The 14,162-nt window shown below is 75.9% G+C and carries 15 protein-coding genes and 1 pseudogene; 6 read left to right on the top strand and 10 right to left on the bottom strand.

All coding sequences use genetic code 11. From position 1 onward, the window contains the following. Together FHN55_RS02480 and FHN55_RS02475 are read right to left on the bottom strand one after the other, a co-directional pair. On the bottom strand, positions 1 to 495 hold the full coding sequence (locus tag FHN55_RS02480; protein ID WP_139710454.1) for a nucleoside deaminase: 495 nt from the start codon (positions 493 to 495) through the stop codon (positions 1 to 3). 162 nt (positions 496 to 657) lie between these two features. Then, positions 658 to 1,905, bottom strand: a complete 1,248-nt coding sequence (locus FHN55_RS02475; RefSeq protein WP_180357587.1) for an alpha/beta fold hydrolase — start codon at positions 1,903 to 1,905, stop codon at positions 658 to 660. Between the two features lie 225 nt (positions 1,906 to 2,130). Between FHN55_RS02475 and FHN55_RS02470 the strand changes: the two genes are divergently transcribed. Further along, positions 2,131 to 2,529: a DUF1801 domain-containing protein gene (locus tag FHN55_RS02470; protein WP_139710450.1), complete on the top strand. Its 399-nt coding sequence runs from the start codon at positions 2,131 to 2,133 to the stop codon at positions 2,527 to 2,529. Between the two features lie 24 nt (positions 2,530 to 2,553). Here FHN55_RS02470 and FHN55_RS02465 read toward each other — a convergent pair whose 3' ends face one another. Together FHN55_RS02465 and FHN55_RS02460 are read right to left on the bottom strand one after the other, a co-directional pair. Continuing rightward, entirely contained in the window at positions 2,554 to 2,949 is a 396-nt protein-coding gene (locus FHN55_RS02465) for a TIGR03618 family F420-dependent PPOX class oxidoreductase (RefSeq protein ID WP_139710449.1), read from the bottom strand. 71 nt (positions 2,950 to 3,020) lie between these two features. Continuing rightward, complete coding sequence (locus FHN55_RS02460; protein ID WP_218974282.1) at positions 3,021 to 3,590, bottom strand: TetR/AcrR family transcriptional regulator; 570 nt, start codon at positions 3,588 to 3,590, stop codon at positions 3,021 to 3,023. A gap of 126 nt (positions 3,591 to 3,716) precedes the next feature. Between FHN55_RS02460 and FHN55_RS02455 the strand changes: the two genes are divergently transcribed. Further along, the gene (locus FHN55_RS02455; RefSeq protein ID WP_139710447.1) at positions 3,717 to 4,736 is read left to right on the top strand and encodes an aldo/keto reductase; all 1,020 of its coding nucleotides are present in this window, start codon (positions 3,717 to 3,719) and stop codon (positions 4,734 to 4,736) included. After that, positions 4,736 to 5,611, top strand: a pseudogene (locus FHN55_RS02450) (LLM class flavin-dependent oxidoreductase). The gene FHN55_RS02455 and the pseudogene FHN55_RS02450 overlap by 1 nt, the downstream one beginning before the upstream one ends. Positions 5,612 to 5,625: 14 nt before the next feature. Here the strand turns inward: FHN55_RS02450 and FHN55_RS02445 are convergent. The 4 genes from FHN55_RS02445 to FHN55_RS02430 all read right to left on the bottom strand — a co-directional run bounded on the left by FHN55_RS02445 (position 5,626) and on the right by FHN55_RS02430 (position 9,749). Then, a complete protein-coding gene (locus FHN55_RS02445) occupies positions 5,626 to 6,876 on the bottom strand; it encodes a Bcr/CflA family efflux MFS transporter (protein ID WP_139710445.1) in 1,251 nt (416 codons plus the stop codon). 96 nt (positions 6,877 to 6,972) lie between these two features. Next, entirely contained in the window at positions 6,973 to 7,674 is a 702-nt protein-coding gene (locus tag FHN55_RS02440; protein WP_218974281.1) for a hypothetical protein, read from the bottom strand. After that, entirely contained in the window at positions 7,671 to 8,819 is a 1,149-nt protein-coding gene (locus tag FHN55_RS02435; protein WP_139710443.1) for a zinc-dependent alcohol dehydrogenase, read from the bottom strand. The genes FHN55_RS02440 and FHN55_RS02435 overlap by 4 nt, the downstream gene beginning before the upstream one ends. A 96-nt stretch (positions 8,820 to 8,915) precedes the next feature. Then, positions 8,916 to 9,749, bottom strand: coding sequence for a helix-turn-helix transcriptional regulator (locus tag FHN55_RS02430; protein WP_139710441.1), 834 nt, complete (start codon positions 9,747 to 9,749; stop codon positions 8,916 to 8,918). Positions 9,750 to 9,860: 111 nt separating this feature from the next. Here FHN55_RS02430 and FHN55_RS02425 point away from each other — a divergent pair, with 111 nt between their 5' ends. Further along, a complete protein-coding gene (locus tag FHN55_RS02425; protein ID WP_139710439.1) occupies positions 9,861 to 10,844 on the top strand; it encodes an SDR family oxidoreductase in 984 nt (327 codons plus the stop codon). Positions 10,845 to 10,876: 32 nt separating this feature from the next. Here FHN55_RS02425 and FHN55_RS02420 read toward each other — a convergent pair whose 3' ends face one another. Continuing rightward, the gene (locus tag FHN55_RS02420) at positions 10,877 to 11,278 is read right to left on the bottom strand and encodes a LuxR C-terminal-related transcriptional regulator (protein ID WP_139710437.1); all 402 of its coding nucleotides are present in this window, start codon (positions 11,276 to 11,278) and stop codon (positions 10,877 to 10,879) included. A gap of 172 nt (positions 11,279 to 11,450) precedes the next feature. On the opposite strand from FHN55_RS02420, the gene FHN55_RS02415 reads away from it, so the two are divergent. After that, positions 11,451 to 12,389: a hypothetical protein gene (locus tag FHN55_RS02415; RefSeq protein WP_139710435.1), complete on the top strand. Its 939-nt coding sequence runs from the start codon at positions 11,451 to 11,453 to the stop codon at positions 12,387 to 12,389. A 7-nt stretch (positions 12,390 to 12,396) separates the two neighbouring features. Here FHN55_RS02415 and FHN55_RS02410 read toward each other — a convergent pair whose 3' ends face one another. Then, a complete protein-coding gene (locus tag FHN55_RS02410; RefSeq protein ID WP_139710433.1) occupies positions 12,397 to 13,641 on the bottom strand; it encodes an FAD-dependent monooxygenase in 1,245 nt (414 codons plus the stop codon). Positions 13,642 to 13,696: 55 nt separating this feature from the next. Here FHN55_RS02410 and FHN55_RS02405 point away from each other — a divergent pair, with 55 nt between their 5' ends. Next, complete coding sequence (locus FHN55_RS02405) at positions 13,697 to 14,137, top strand: MarR family winged helix-turn-helix transcriptional regulator (RefSeq protein WP_180357586.1); 441 nt, start codon at positions 13,697 to 13,699, stop codon at positions 14,135 to 14,137. Positions 14,138 to 14,162: the final 25 nt, after the last annotated feature.

The following is a 14,162-nucleotide window of genomic DNA, read 5'->3' as shown; positions in this document are numbered from 1 at the left end:
CTACGCGTCGGGGTGCGCCTGCGCCCAGGCGCGGAAGGGCGCCTCCGGGTCGGGGTGCTCGGCCTGCACCGCGGGCAGTGAGCGCTCGGAGACGGGCTTGGCGTACTCGTCGCAGAAGGTGGCGAGGGTGGTGTAGCGGTTGCCGTCCTCGTAGTGGCGGCCCTCCTGCCCGCGCGTGGCCACGTAGACCACCCGCTCGGGCTGGGCGTAGTAGAGCGCGCCCAGGCACATCGGGCACGGGTAGGCGGTGACGTACACGTCGCAGCCCTCCAGCCCGGTGCGGCCCCGCTCAGCCAGCTGCCGGATGGCCGTGATCTCGGCGTGCGCGGTCAGGTCGCCGGACTGCGCGACCCGGTTGGTCGCCTCCACCAGCACCTCGCCGGTCCCGCGGTCGACGACGACGGTTGCGAACGGCTTGCCGCCGGCCTCCACGTTGGCGAGCGCCAGCTCGACGGCCCGGTCGGCGTGCTGGTCCTGCGGCGCCTGGTCTGGCACGCGTCCTCCTGCGGGTGGGCGGAGGTGGCTCCCCCGGCGGCCGGGGGAACACCGGGGCGCCCGGTCCGCCACCGATGGCCGGTGCGGACGTCGTGCGGACGTCGTGCGGACGTCGTGGGGTCAGCGGGGTCCGGCCGGGTGGGCGGCCCGCCGCGGGAGCTCTCAGGTGGCCACGCGGACGAGCGCGCGCAGGGCCGCACCAGCCAGGGGCGACAGGCCTCGGTGCGGCAGCCGGTGCAGGCGGCGCAGCTCCGCTGGGTCCCGGAGGCGGTCGGTGACGCCGTCGGCGACGGCACGGGCCACGAAGAGCGAGGCCTCGCGGTGGACGTCCAGGGCGCTGTGGCCGGTGGCGGGCAGCTCCACGAGCAGGCCTTGCGGCGCGAGCCCAGCGGCGCGGACTGCGATCGGGCGCGGGGTGGTGAGGTCGCGCTCGCCGGAGAGCACCACCACCGGGAACGCCGCCCGCCGCAGGCCCTCGACCAGGTCGAACGGCTCACCCGCGAAGGCCGGCTGGTTCCTCGCGGCCTCGACGTGGATGAGCTGCGGGTCGAGCGGGCCGCCGTCCGGGGGCTGGCCGAAGCCGAGCTGGCGGTAGGCGATGCCGGCGACGAGGTCGGGCTCCACGAGGAAGCGCTGCACCGACTCCGAGGCCTCCGAGGCGCCCAGCTCCGCCAGCCGCGACCACAGCCACCGCACCCGGCCCCGGCCCCGGGCGGTGACCAGGCGCCGCACCGCGTCGGGCCCGGCGAGCTCGTGGACCAGCGTGACCACGGCGGTCAGCTCGGCCATCAGCTCCACCGACCGCGCGCGCGAGCCGAGCTCTCGCACCGCCGCGGCCGCGCCGGCCAGCGCGGGCTCCTCGCCGTCCCACAGCAGACGGCGTCGGTGGGCGCGCACGGCAGCGACGTCGTCGACCACCGAGAGCATCGGCGAGTCGAGCACCAGCGCCGCCACCCGCCGGGGGTGCCGCACCGCGAACGCCTGCGCCAGGTACGTGCCGTAGGAGGCGCCGTAGACGACGGCGCGCTCGACGTCGTCGTCGTCCAGCACCGCGGCGAGGTCGTCGACCACGGCCTCGACGGTCACCGCGGACACCGGGAGGTCTCGGCCTGCGGCGTCCCGGCGCGAGAGCCCCACGCCGCGGTGCTCGACCATGAGCGCGTCGATGCCGAGGGCGGCGGCGCGGCGGCGCCACGTCCGGTAGGGCACGGCCGAGGCGAGACCGGGGCCGCCGGGCACCACGAGCACGGGCAGACCGCGCCGGCGGGCGGGCGGGGTGTCCCGCAGGTGCGCGAGGGGGAACGTCGCACCACCGAGCGCGCCGACCGGGCGCTCGACGACGCCGCCGCCGCGCACGACCAGGCGCCGCACGAGCCTCTCGACCCCGGTGCGGCGGTCCAGGCTCAGCACGTCGTTCCCCCGAGCGCGGTCGCTGCGAGCTCGCGTGAGCGGGGTGCCGGCATCACGGGCCTCCTCATGGGTCGGGGAGAACCGTCGCAGCCGGGGCCAGGAGCCGCCCGTCGAACCACGAGACGCTCACCGGGCCCGCAGCTGACGTGTCGCCACGCCGGGCGTCAGCCTCCGGGGGGTCGCCGGGGGTTGCCGCGCCCGGCGCGCAGCGGGACCCTCGGCGGCGTGGCGACGCCGAAGACGCAGCGCACCGGCACCGACCTCGGCGCGTTCCTGGAGGGCCTGCCCGCCGCGCGGCGCGAGAGGGCGCGGCGGCTCGCGGACGTGTTCGCCGCCGCCACCGGCGAGCAGGCGGTGCTGTGGGGCTCGATCGTGGGGTACGGGACCACGACGACGGCGTCGGGCGGCCGCACGCACGAGTGGCCCGCGGTGGGCTTCGCGGTGCGCGGCGCGAAGCTCGCGCTCTACGGGCTGCGCGGCACCCCCGACGCCGAGGAGCTGGTGGCCCGGCTCGGACCGCACGAGACCGGCGTCAGCTGCGTGTACCTCAGGGGCCTGGACGACGTCGACGTCGACGTGCTCACCGAGCTGGTGCGCCGGGGCCACGCCCGCGCGGCGGTCTAGGAGCCGCCAGCCCGGTCTGGCCGGTCAGCCCTCGGAGAAGTCGTGCGCCGACCACGACGTCGGGCGGACCCGGAAGGCGACGAACCCGGTGCGCACCTCGTAGGGGCCGCCGGTGTACGTGGTGGAGACCGAGTCCACCAGCACCATGGCCTCACCGCCGGTGAGGCGCTCCACCACCTCCCCGCGCACGGTGGCGAAGCTCAGCGGGTTGCCGGGAGCGGTGACGGACACCGCGAGCCGCGGGTCGCGGGCGAGGTTGCGGTCCTTGACGCTGCCCTCCTCCGTGAAGAAGACGAGCTGCTCGCCGTCGGCGTCCACCCAGACGGGCACCGAGCGCGGGCCGCCGTCCTTGCCGACCGTCGCCAGGTGCACGACCGCGTCGGTGGTGAAGTACCTGACGACCTCGTCCCAGTCAGCCACCGGACCACCGTGCCCCACCACGCGCCCGCCGGCGACCGGCGACCGGGCCGCTGCGTCTCGGCGCACGGTCGTCAGGCGCCGTAGCGCAGGCCGTCCACCAGGAGCTTCACGAGGCGCTGGTCGTCGGTGGCGGTGCCGGAGGAGCTGAGGCGGGTGACGGCGAAGAGCAGCTCGCTGGCCTCGACGTCGCGGCGGACCTCGCCGGCGGCCACGGCTGCGCGGAGCAGCTCGGCCAGGACGGGCCCGAGCGTGCCCTCGAAGTAGGCCGGCAGGCCCTCGAAGGCGGGGTCGCCGGAGTGCAGCGCCGCGGCCAGGCCCCGCTTGGTGGCCACGAAGCCGGTGAAGCGGAGCATCCAGCGCTCGAGGGCGTCCGCCGGTCCGTGCTCGGCGGCGAGGGCCGGTCCGGCCCGCGCGCAGGCGTCCACCTCGCGGCGGAAGACGGCGGCGACCAGGTCCGAGCGCTGCGGGAAGCGCCGGTACACGGTGCCGACGCCCACCCCCGCGCGCTCGGCGACCTCGCGGACCGGGGCGTCGACGCCCTTCTCGGCGAAGAGGGCGGCCGCGGCGTCGAGGACGGCGGCCTCGTTGCGCTGCGCGTCAGCGCGCGGGCGGCGCACGGCCGCGGGCTCCTCGACGGTCACCGCGCACCTCCCCTCGACAAGCGGAACGATGTTCCGTATGTTTGCGGACGAGCGTTCCGCTTCTGTCGCCACCGTACGGCACGGCGAGCCGCGCGCTCCCACCCCACACCCACCCGGAGGCACTCCGTGCGCTACCGCACCCTCGGCGGAACCGGCATCAAGGTCAGCACGTACGCGCTCGGCGCCATGGTGCTGGGCAGCTACGGCAACCCCGACCGCAGCGAGGGGATCCGGATCATCCACCGGGCCCTCGACGCCGGCATCAACACCATCGACACCGCCGACTTCTACGGGGACTCCGAGGAGGTCGTCGGCCTGGCGCTGCAGGGCCGCCGCGACGACGTCGTCCTGGCCACCAAGGCCGGGCTGCCCTTCCCCGGAGACCCCAACCGCGGCGGCGGCTCGCGGCGCTGGATCGTGCACCAGGTGGAGGCGTCGCTGCGGGCGCTGCGCACCGACCACATCGACCTCTTCCAGCTGCACCGCCCCGACCCGGACACCGACGTCGAGGAGACCCTCTCGGCGCTGACCGACCTCGTGGCCAGCGGCAAGGTCCGGGCCATCGGCACCTCCTCGATGCCGGCCTCGGACATCGTCGAGGCGCAGTGGGCGGCGCAGCGGCGCGGGCTGCAGCGCTTCCGCAGCGAGCAGCCCACCTACTCGATGCTCACCCGCAGCGCCGAGGCGGAGGTGCTGCCCGTCGCCCAGCGCCACGGCATGGGTGTGGTCGTCTGGAGCCCGCTGGCCATGGGCATGCTCACCGGCCGGGTGCGCCGCGGCCAGCCGACCGACCTGACGCGCAGCGAGCGCTTCACCCACCTCGCCGACGCGGCGCGCATCGACGCCGTGGAGCGGCTGGTCCCGGTGGCGGACCAGGCGGGCCTGTCGCTGACCCACCTGGCGATGGCCTTCGTGGTCGCGCACCCGGCGGTCACGGCCGCGCTCATCGGTCCGCGCACCATGGAGCACCTGGAGGACCTGCTCGCCGGCGCCGAGGTGGTGCTGGGGGACGACGTGCTCGACGCCGTCGACGCGGTCGTGCCGCCCGGCACCGACGTGGGCCGCGTCGACGTCGCCCACACCCCGCCGGCGCTGGAGCGACCGACGCTGCGCCGGCGGGTGCTCGCCGAGCGGGCGGCCGCCTGATGAGCACCACGAGCTTCGGGATCGCCACCCCGCCCCAGCAGGTGCAGTACACCGACCTGCAGCGCGCCTGGCTCGAGGCGGACGAGCTGGAGGCGCTCGAGCACGCGTGGCTCTTCGACCACCTGATGCCCATCGGCGGCGACCCGCTCGGGCCGGCGCTGGAGGGCTGGACCGCGCTGACCGCGCTGGCGGCGCAGACGCGCCGGCTGCGCCTCGGCCTGCTGGTGACGAGCAACCGCTTCCGCCCGCCGGCCCACCTGGCCAAGATCGCTGCGACCGTCGACGTCGTCTCCGGCGGCCGGCTGGAGCTGGGCCTGGGCGCGGGCTCCCGACCGAGCCTGCCGACGGCGCGGCGCGAGTACGACGCGCACGGCCTGCCCTACGACGACGCCGCCACCGCCGTGTCGCGGCTCGCGGAGGCGTGCCGCGTCATCCGGCGGCTCTGGACGTCGACCGAGCCGTTCGACCACCACGGCCCGCACCTCGACCTCGTCGGGGCCTGGTGCTCGCCGAAGCCGGTGCAGCCCGGTGGACCGCCGCTGGTGGTCGGCGGGAGGTCCCGCGCGACGCTGCGGGTGGTCGCCGAGCACGCCGACACCTAGAACTACCCCGGCGGTGACGTCGAGGACGCCGCGGCCCGCAGCGCCCTGCTCGACCGGCTGTGCGAGGAGGTGGGGCGCGACCCGGCCCGGGTCGTCCGGTCGCTCGTGGTGCCGGCCGACCTGGGCGGGCCGGGCGGCGCCGCCTCCGTGCGCGACCACGTGCGCCGCGCGCAGGACGCCGGGTTCCGGCACGTGGTGCTCTCACCACCGGCGCCGTGGCCCGCGGGCTCGGTGCGACGGCTGGTCGACGAGGTGGTCGCTCCCCTGGTGTGAACGGCGGTGGCCGCTCAGGGGGCCGTGACGGCCCGCCGGCGCAGGTCCGGGGCGAGGGCGACCGCGGTCGCCGCCACGAAGCCGGGGACCATCAGCGCGGCCATGGCCAGCACCGACTCGTCGCCGACGAGCCCGGTCAGCGGGGTCACCGCGGCTCCGACGAGGAACCCGGACCCGCCGAGCAGCGAGCTCGCCGTGCCCGCGGACCGCCGCCCGGCCTCCTGCGCCAGCACGGTGCTGGCGGGCAGGGTGAACCCCATGCCGGCGACGACGACGGTGAGCAGCGGCCACACGACGCCCAGGTGCGGGTCCCCGCCGTCGTCACCCGAGGAGGCGACCACCGAGGTGACGAGCAGTGCCAGCGCCCCCGCGGTCGAGGTGAGCAGCCCGACGCGGCGCAGCGCTCGGGCCCCGAGGCGCACCACGGTGAGGCGGAAGGCCAGGCTCGTCGCGGCCATGGCGGCGGCGTTGGTGGCGAACACGAGGGAGTAGGTGCCGCTGCTGATGCCCAGCGCCCCCTGCAGCACGATCGACGACCCGCCGATGTAGACGAAGAACCCGGCCGTGGCCAGGCACTGCACGACGACCGGGTGCAGGAAGGCGCGGTCGCGGCCGAGGTCGGCCACGCGCGCCCCCAGGGCCCGCAGGCCGCCGCGCTGGCGGTGCTGCGGCGGCAGGGTCTCCGGCACGCCGGCCAGCGCCGCGGCGAGCATGAGCGCACCCAGGGCCCCCATCAGCCCGAACACCGCGCGCCAGTCGGCCACCTGCAGCACCAGCCCGCCGATGGCCGGCGCGATGACGGGGGCCAGCAGCGTGATGGCCGCCAGCGTGCCGAAGGCCTTCGCGGCGGCCGGGCCGTCGTGGGAGTCGCTGATGACGGCCCGTCCCACGGCCACGCCCGCCCCGGCCACCAGCCCCTGCAGGACGCGCAGCAGCACGAGGAGCGCAGCGCTGGGGGCGAGGACGCACAGCAGCGAGACGACCGTGAAGGCCGCGGCGCTGCCGACGACGACGCCCCGCCGCCCGCGTCCGTCGCTGACCGGCCCGGCGACCAGCTGCCCGACCGCCAGCCCCACGATGAAGCCGGTGATGGTCAGCTGCGCGCCCGTGGAGCTGGTGGCCAGCGCCTCCCGGACCTGGGGCAGGGCCGCGAGGTAGGTGTCGGTCGCGAAGGGACCGATGCCCGTGACGAGCGCGAGCGCCAGCAGCGACGGCCGGCGGGCGGTCGAGCGGTCCGGGTGGTCGGGCCGCTCGGTGGTCGCCATCAGCAACCATCGTGCGCCCGTCCGCGGCGGACCGCCCCTCCACGCGGAGGAGGGGCGGTCCGCGCGGAGGGGCGGGGCTGTCCGCCGGCTGCCGTGCTAGCGGCGGACGGCGCGGGTGAGCGCCCGCGCGCCCAGCACCGCACCGGCGGCGGCAGCGACCCACGGCCCGGCCACGAGCACCGGGTCGAGCAGCTGGTGGCGGGTGTCGGTGCGGCTGCTCCCCAGCCGCGAGCGCAGGCCGTGGTGGGTCACCTCGCCGACCACACCGGTCTCGGTGAACGGCTGGTCGGGCCGCCCGCTGAGCAGGGAGCGCGCGTGCGCACCCCACGCGTCGATCCGGTCACCGGCGATCAGCAGCAGCCAGTGCGCCAGGCGCCCCTCGCTGTAGCGGGCGTACGCCAGGCGCCGCACCGCGCCGGACACGCCGTGCAGCGGCTGCGCCGTCCCGAAGACCGGAGTGAGCTGCGCGTGCTCGATGGACCGCTCCCGCCCCCGCCCGCCGGGCTGCTCGTCCGGGTACTCCCAGTGCGCGCCGTACCGCTCCTCCTGCCACTGGAGCCGGGGGAAGGAGGGGCGGTCGGCGGGGTCCAGGTCAGCGCCCCACCCCGGGATGCGCGCCCGCAGCTCCTCCGCGCTCGGCGCGGGACTGCGCTTCTGGCTGATGTGGGGGGTGGCGGGGCCGCTGCGCCGCTCGGCTGCGCCGTCGGCAGTGCGGTCGGCAGTGCCGTCGGCAGGGCGGTCGGTCCGCTGGTGGGTGCTCATCGTCGTCGGGCCCTTCTCGTCATCAGCCGTGGTCACGCGGCGTCGGGGATCACGAGCGGCTTGATGCACCCGTCGAGCTTGCTGGAGAACACGTGGTAGGCCTCGGCGATGTGCTCCAGCGGGAAGCGGTGGGTCACCAGCTCGCTGGGCCGCAGGTGGCCGGCCTTCACGTGCTCGAACAGGCGCGGCCACTGGCGCTTCACCGGGGCCTGGTTCATCCGCAGCGTGAGGCCCTTGTTCATGGCGTCACCGAACTTCACCGCGTTGGGGACCGGGCCGTAGGCCCCGATCACCGAGACGGTGCCGCCCTTGCGCACGCCGTCGATCGCCCAGTTCAGCGCCACCGGCGACCCGCCCTGCAGCTTGAGCTTGGCGCCGGTGAGGTGCTGCAGGAGGTTGCCGTCGGCCTCGGCCCCCACGCAGTCGATGACGGAGTCGGCGCCGAGGAAGTCGGTCTGCTTCTTCATCTCCAGGACGACGTCGTCGACGTGCGTGAAGTTCAGCGTCTCCGCGTACGCCCAGGTGCGGGCGCGCTCGAGGCGCTCGTCGAGCTCGTCGACCACGATGACGCGGCCGGCGCCCATGAGCCACGCCGACCGCGCGGCCACCAGGCCGACCGGCCCGGCACCCAGCACCACCACGGTGTCGCCCTCGACGACGTCGGCCAGCTGCGCCCCGAAGTAGCCGGTGGCCGTCATGTCGGTGAGGAGCACGGCGTCCTCGTCGGCCATCCAGTCGGGGATCTTCGCCGGGCCCACGTCGGCGAACGGCACGCGCACGTACTGCGACTGCCCGCCGTCGTAGCCGCCGGTGGTGTGGGAGTAGCCGTAGATGCCGCCGACCGCCGTGGCGTTGGGGTTGACGTTGTGGCAGTTGGACACCAGTCCCCTGGAGCAGAACCAGCAGGTGCCGCAGAAGATGTTGAAGGGGACCATCACGCGATCACCCACGGTGAGGTTCTCGACGGACGAGCCGACCTCCTCGACCACCCCGATGAACTCGTGGCCGAAGGTGTGGCCGATCCGGGTGTCGGGCATCAGCCCGTGGTAGAGGTGGAGGTCCGAGCCGCAGATCGCGGCCAGGGTCACCCTGATCACAGCGTCGTTCGGGTGCTCGATCCTGGGTCTGGCCTTCTCCTCGACCCTCACCTTGTACGGGCCGCGGTACACCATCGCCTTCATCAGGACCACCTCATCCGTTGACTCCGCTCCACGCTCCTCCCTCCCCCGCCTGGGGGCGAACCGATCACGCTGCGTGATCACCGGCCGTGCGGTCGCTCAGACCGCCTGGTGGCCGAGGACGCCCAGCAGCTGGAGCTTCTCGGCGCTCTCGGAACCGGGCTCCGCGGTGTAGACGAGCAGGTGGTGCCCCTGGTCGGGGTCCAGCAGGGTCTGGCAGGCCAGCTCGAGCCGCCCCACCTGGGGGTGCACGAAGCGCTTGGGCTCCCGGGGCCGCAGGCCCACCTCGTGCCGCTCCCACAGCGCGGCGAACTCGGGGCTGCGGACCAGGAGGTCGTCGGCGAGGGCGGCCGCGCGGGAGCCGGGCCCGCGCCGCGCCACCACCTCGCGCAGGCCGGAGGCCCACAGGCGGGAGAGGTGCTCGTGGTCGACGTCGTCGTACAGCGCGCGGGCGGCCGGGTCGGTGAACCAGCGGTAGCCGAGACTGCGCGCGGGCCCGGTCCGCTGCGAGGCGTCACCGGTCAGCGCCACGCCGAGGCGGGTCTGGCGCAGGGTCTCCCCCAGCTCGGTGACCACCTCGGCCGGGGTGTCGTCGAGGCGGTCGAGGATCCGGAGCAGCCCGGGGCTGACGTGCTCGCTGCCCGGGCCGCGCTGGGGCGGTGCCTGGCCGGCCAGGCGGAAGAGGTGGTCGCGCTCGTCGACGGACAGGTGCAGCCCCTGGGCGATGCCCGCGAGCACCTCGGCCGACGGGTGCGGGCCGCGCTCCTGCTCGATCCGGGTGTAGTAGTCGGCCGAGAGGTGGCACAGCTGCGCCACCTCCTCGCGGCGCAGCCCGTCGGTGCGGCGGCGCACCCCGCGCGGCAGGCCGACGTCCTCCGGCTGCAGCGACTGACGACGACGGCGCAGGAACGCCGCCAGCCCGGACCTGTCCACGCGCCCATCCTGGGCGCGGGAGCCGCCGGGCACGAGGGCGCGTCCAGGGACTGCCGGTCCCTGGATGCGCGGGCCCTGGAGCGCCTCCGCAGGACGTCGCAGTCTCGGGGCATGGCACAGCAGCGAGCAGGGCGAGCAGCACGAGCGCGGGCGTCGGCGGAGCAGGCCGTCGTCGTCCCCGACCTCACCGGGCGGCGGGCGGTGGTGACGGGGGGCAGCGACGGCATCGGGCTGCGCATCGCCACCCGGCTGGCGGCGGCGGGCGCCGAGGTGGTGCTGCCCGTGCGCTCCCGCACCAAGGGAGAGGCCGCGGCGGCGACCATCCGGCGGTCAGCCGCGGCAGCGCGGGTGGAGCTGCGCGACCTCGACCTGGGGTCGCTGGCGTCCGTGGCGGCGCTCGGGGAGGCGCTGTGCGCCGAGGGGGCACCGGTGCACCTGCTGGTCAACAACGCCGGCGTGATGACGCCGCCGTCGCGGCAGACCACGGCCGACGGCCACGAGCTGCAGCTGGGCACCAACCACCTGGGGCACGCGGCGCTGGTGGCGCACCTGCTGCCGCTGCTGCGCGAGGGGCGGGCGCGCGTGGTCTCGCAGGTGAGCGTGGCCGCGGCGCGCGGGGCAGTGCACTGGGACGACCCCGACTGGGAGCGCTCCTACGACGGCATGGCCGCCTACCGCTCCTCGAAGATCGCCCAGGGCCTGTTCGCCCTGGAGCTCGACCGCCGCAGCCGGGCCGGAGGGTGGGGCGTCACGAGCGTGCTGTCGCACCCCGGCGTCGCGCCGACGAGCCTGCTGGCAGCTCGCCCCGAGGTCGGGCGGTCCGGCGACACCCCGCAGGTGCGCCTCATCCGGTGGCTCTCGCGACGGGGGCTGCTCGTGGGGACCCCGGAGTCGGCCGCGCAGCCGGCCCTGCTGGCCGCGACGACGCCGGCGCCCCCGGCGGCGGAGCGCGAGGTGCAGTTCGGCCCGTCCGGACCCGGCCGCCTCGGGGGGCGGGCGGCGGAGCAGCCGCTGTACCCGGCGCTGCGCAGCACCGCCGACGCCGCCCGGGCGTGGGACCTGTCCCAGCGACTGGCCGGGGTCACCCTGCCCTGAACCGCCGCGGGAGCGGGTCGGGCGGCGGCCCGTCAGTCGACCGTGAGGGTGCCCTCCCGGATGGCGGCCATCACGGCGCCGTGGCGGCTGACCACCTCGTACTTGCCGAGGATGCTCGACACGTGCCGCTTCACCGTGTTCTCGCTGATGAACAGCGTCGCGGCGATCTCCGCGTTGGTCTTCTCCTGCGCGAGGAAGTGGAGCACCTCGCGCTCCCGCGGGGAGATCTTGGTCCTGGGCACCTGGGGCGTCGGCTTCTCGACCACCTCGGCCATGCGCGAGAAGAACATCTCCAGCGACTCGGACCCCTCGCCGAGCGACAGCCGGCTCTGCAGGAGACGCCGGACCCGCAGGTAGAGGTCCAGCAGCTCGAACTCCGACAGGCCGTCCAGATCGTCGTGGGCTCGGAGGTCGACGACGTTCACCGTCGTCATCCGTGGCCCCGCGGTGTCACGTCGTCACGCATCCGCACAGTCTGTGACGATACGCAGCAGTTCGCTACGGTTCGCGCCCAGGTCGTCATGGGCGCTGCGCCACACGCCGCCCGGTGACCTCCCCTCCCGCGGGGCCGTGCTCGTGGGGCCGTGCTCGTGAGAGCGTGCCGCTGTGAGGGGGCCGGACGAGGGCGGTGACGAGCTCGACGACCTCGACCTGGACGCCCCGCCTGCGGCGCCGCCCGACCGGACCCCTGCCTCGGCCCGGCCCGTCGCCGGCCCCGACCTGCGCCGCAGGCGGCTGGGGGTGGCCGCGGGCGTCGTCGTCCTGCTGGTGGCGGTGGGCGCGACCGTCACCGCGCAGCAGCGCGCCGCCGACAGCCGCACCGACCCGCCGGACCAGGCGGCCGCGGCGCGGCAGCTGTTCCCCGCGCTGGGCGTGCCTGAGGTCGTGGGCAGGGAGATGGCCGACGACGACCTGGCCCGGAACGTCGGGGTGCAGGCAGGATCGGGCCGGCTGCTGGCGTCGGCGCCGGCGGCCTCGTACTGGGTGGCGCTCTCGCCCTCGGGCGGGGTGTGCCTCGTGGTGCGTGCGCCCGACCCCGAGCTCTCGGGCGGCCTGTGCACGTCCGCCGCGCGGGCCGTGCGCGGGGTGTCGCTGCCGCGGGGAGGCGGGCCGAGCGGCACGCTGCTGCCGGCCGGGGCCTCGACGCAGGAGGTAGAGGCGGCCGGTGACGCGGAGCTGGTGCCGGGCCTGTGGGTGGACGAGCAGACGGCCGCCGGCGCGGTGAGCGCGACCGTGCGGGGCGCCTCCGGCCGGCAGCCCGCCGTCGACGTCACCGTGCGCCGCGGCACCGGGTGGCTGCCGGTGCTGCTCACCGAGCCGGGACGTCCCTACGCGGTCGTGCTGGCGTGCCTGCGCCCCACCCGCGTGAAGCTCAGCCTGGACGCCGAGGAGGTGCCGTCGCGCCCCTGTCCCGACGACGTGCTCGTGAGGCCGTTCACCGGGACCGGTGAGCCCGTGCAGGTGGGGCTGCAGGCACCCGAGGGGCTGGTGTGGGCCGCCGAGGTGGTCACGTGCGCCGGCCCCGCCACCGCACCGGCCTGCTGAGGGAACCTCAGCGCAGGTGAGCGTGCTCCGGCAGGTCGACGGCGTCGGCCGGCGGGGAGATCAGCCTCTCGCCCAGCCTGAGGCGCTGCACTGGCCTGCTGGACGCGGCGCTGACGAGCGCGCCGAGGACGCGGATCTCCGCGGTGTGCCGCGGGTTGCCGATGCGCGGGGTGCCCGGTGGCAGCTTCTGCGCCGCGTCGACCAGGGGCCGCAGCGTGCGCTCGTAGGCCTCCAGGGCCTGCGGCACCGGTGCCCCGGGACGGGTGAGCTCACCGGCCAGCACGTACGCGCCCACCAGCGCGAGCGTGGTGGACATGCCCGAGACGGGCGAGGCGCAGTGCGCGGCGTCACCGGCGAGCACCACCCGGCCCTTCGACCAGCGCGGCAGCACCGCCTGCCCGAGCGCCTCGAAGTAGAACGGCTCGGTGTCGAGGGCGGCGGTCAGCCGCTCGCCGATCGGTCCCGTGCCGGCGTACAGGCGCTGCACGACCAGGGCCGCGGCCCGGGGCTCGAGCTCGTCCAGGCCGGGTACGTCCGAGAGGAAGGTCAGCAGCCCGCGCGTGGTGCCCTCGTCGTCGGGGCGCAGGTGGGCGCTGCGGCCGCGGCCGAGCACCTGCCAGGTCCAGTACCGGTCGTCGGTGGGCTCGCGGGGCACGGTGAGGTAGGCGCAGTACGCACCCAGCTCCTTGACGTGGGCGCTCCGGTCGCCGCCAAAGACCTGCTGGCGCGTGCGGGAGCGCAGCCCCTCGGCGACGACGACGACGTCGAAGCGCTCGCGCACGCCGGAGGCCAGCACGACGTCGACACCGCTCGCGTCGTCGTCCCCGCCCAGCCGGTCGTGGACCTCGGCGACCTGGTCCCCGAAGCGCCACTGGACGCGGCCGGGCAGACCCTCGCAGCTGTCGACCAGGAGCCGGCTGAGGCGCCCCCGGAGGACCTCCACCTCGGCGGTCGGGCCACCGGTCTGCGAGGTGGAGGCGGGGAACTCCCCGAGCACGCGACCGCGCTCGTCGAGGAAGCGGGTGCCCTCCTCCCCGGTGGTGTGCGCGAGAACGTCCTCCTCCAGGCCCATCCGGCGCAGCACCTCGCGGCCAGCGCCGCGCACGTCGATGTTGTGGCCGCCCTCGCGCAGCTCTGGCGCGCGCTCGACCACGGTGACGTCGACGCCGGCGCGGGCCAGCCAGTGCACGAGAGCGGGACCGGCGATGCTGGCGCCGGAGATGAGGACCTTCGAGGCGCGTGCCGTGGTCACGATGACTCCCTGCCGCTAGAGGTTGGCTAGACAATCTAGCGATATGCTCTGCGGCGTGCACCTCGAGCCGGACGACGTGACGCGGGCGCTGCAGGCCTTCGGCGACGCCAGCCGGGAGCTGCTGGCGCGCGTCTCCCGCCAGCAGGGGCTCGGGACCACCGACGTCACCGCGCTCTACCTGCTCGAGGGCCACGGCCCCCTGGGCGTGGCCGAGCTGTCCGAGCGGCTGGGCATCAGGACGGCCTCGACCACGGTGCTCGTCGACCGGCTGGCCGCCGCCGGCCACGTGCACCGCCAGCCCCACCCCACCGACCGCCGGCGCACCCTCGTGGTGCTGGACGAGGGCGCGCGGGCCGCCAACGAGGCCGCGTGGTCGGGGCCCATCAGCCAGCTCGACGCGGTGAGCCGCTCGCTGACGCCAGCCCAGCGCGACGTGGTGCTCGCCTTCCTGCGGCGCGCGACCACCGCGCTGGAGCACGGCGCCACCGGGTCCTGACCCCGGCGCGCCGCCCACCGTCCAC

This window comes from Streptomyces sp. NP160 (genome assembly GCF_006335115.1).
In the GTDB taxonomy this organism is placed as follows: Bacteria; Actinomycetota; Actinomycetes; order Actinomycetales; family Quadrisphaeraceae; genus Quadrisphaera.
This window is presented reverse-complemented; position numbering and strand designations above follow the sequence as displayed.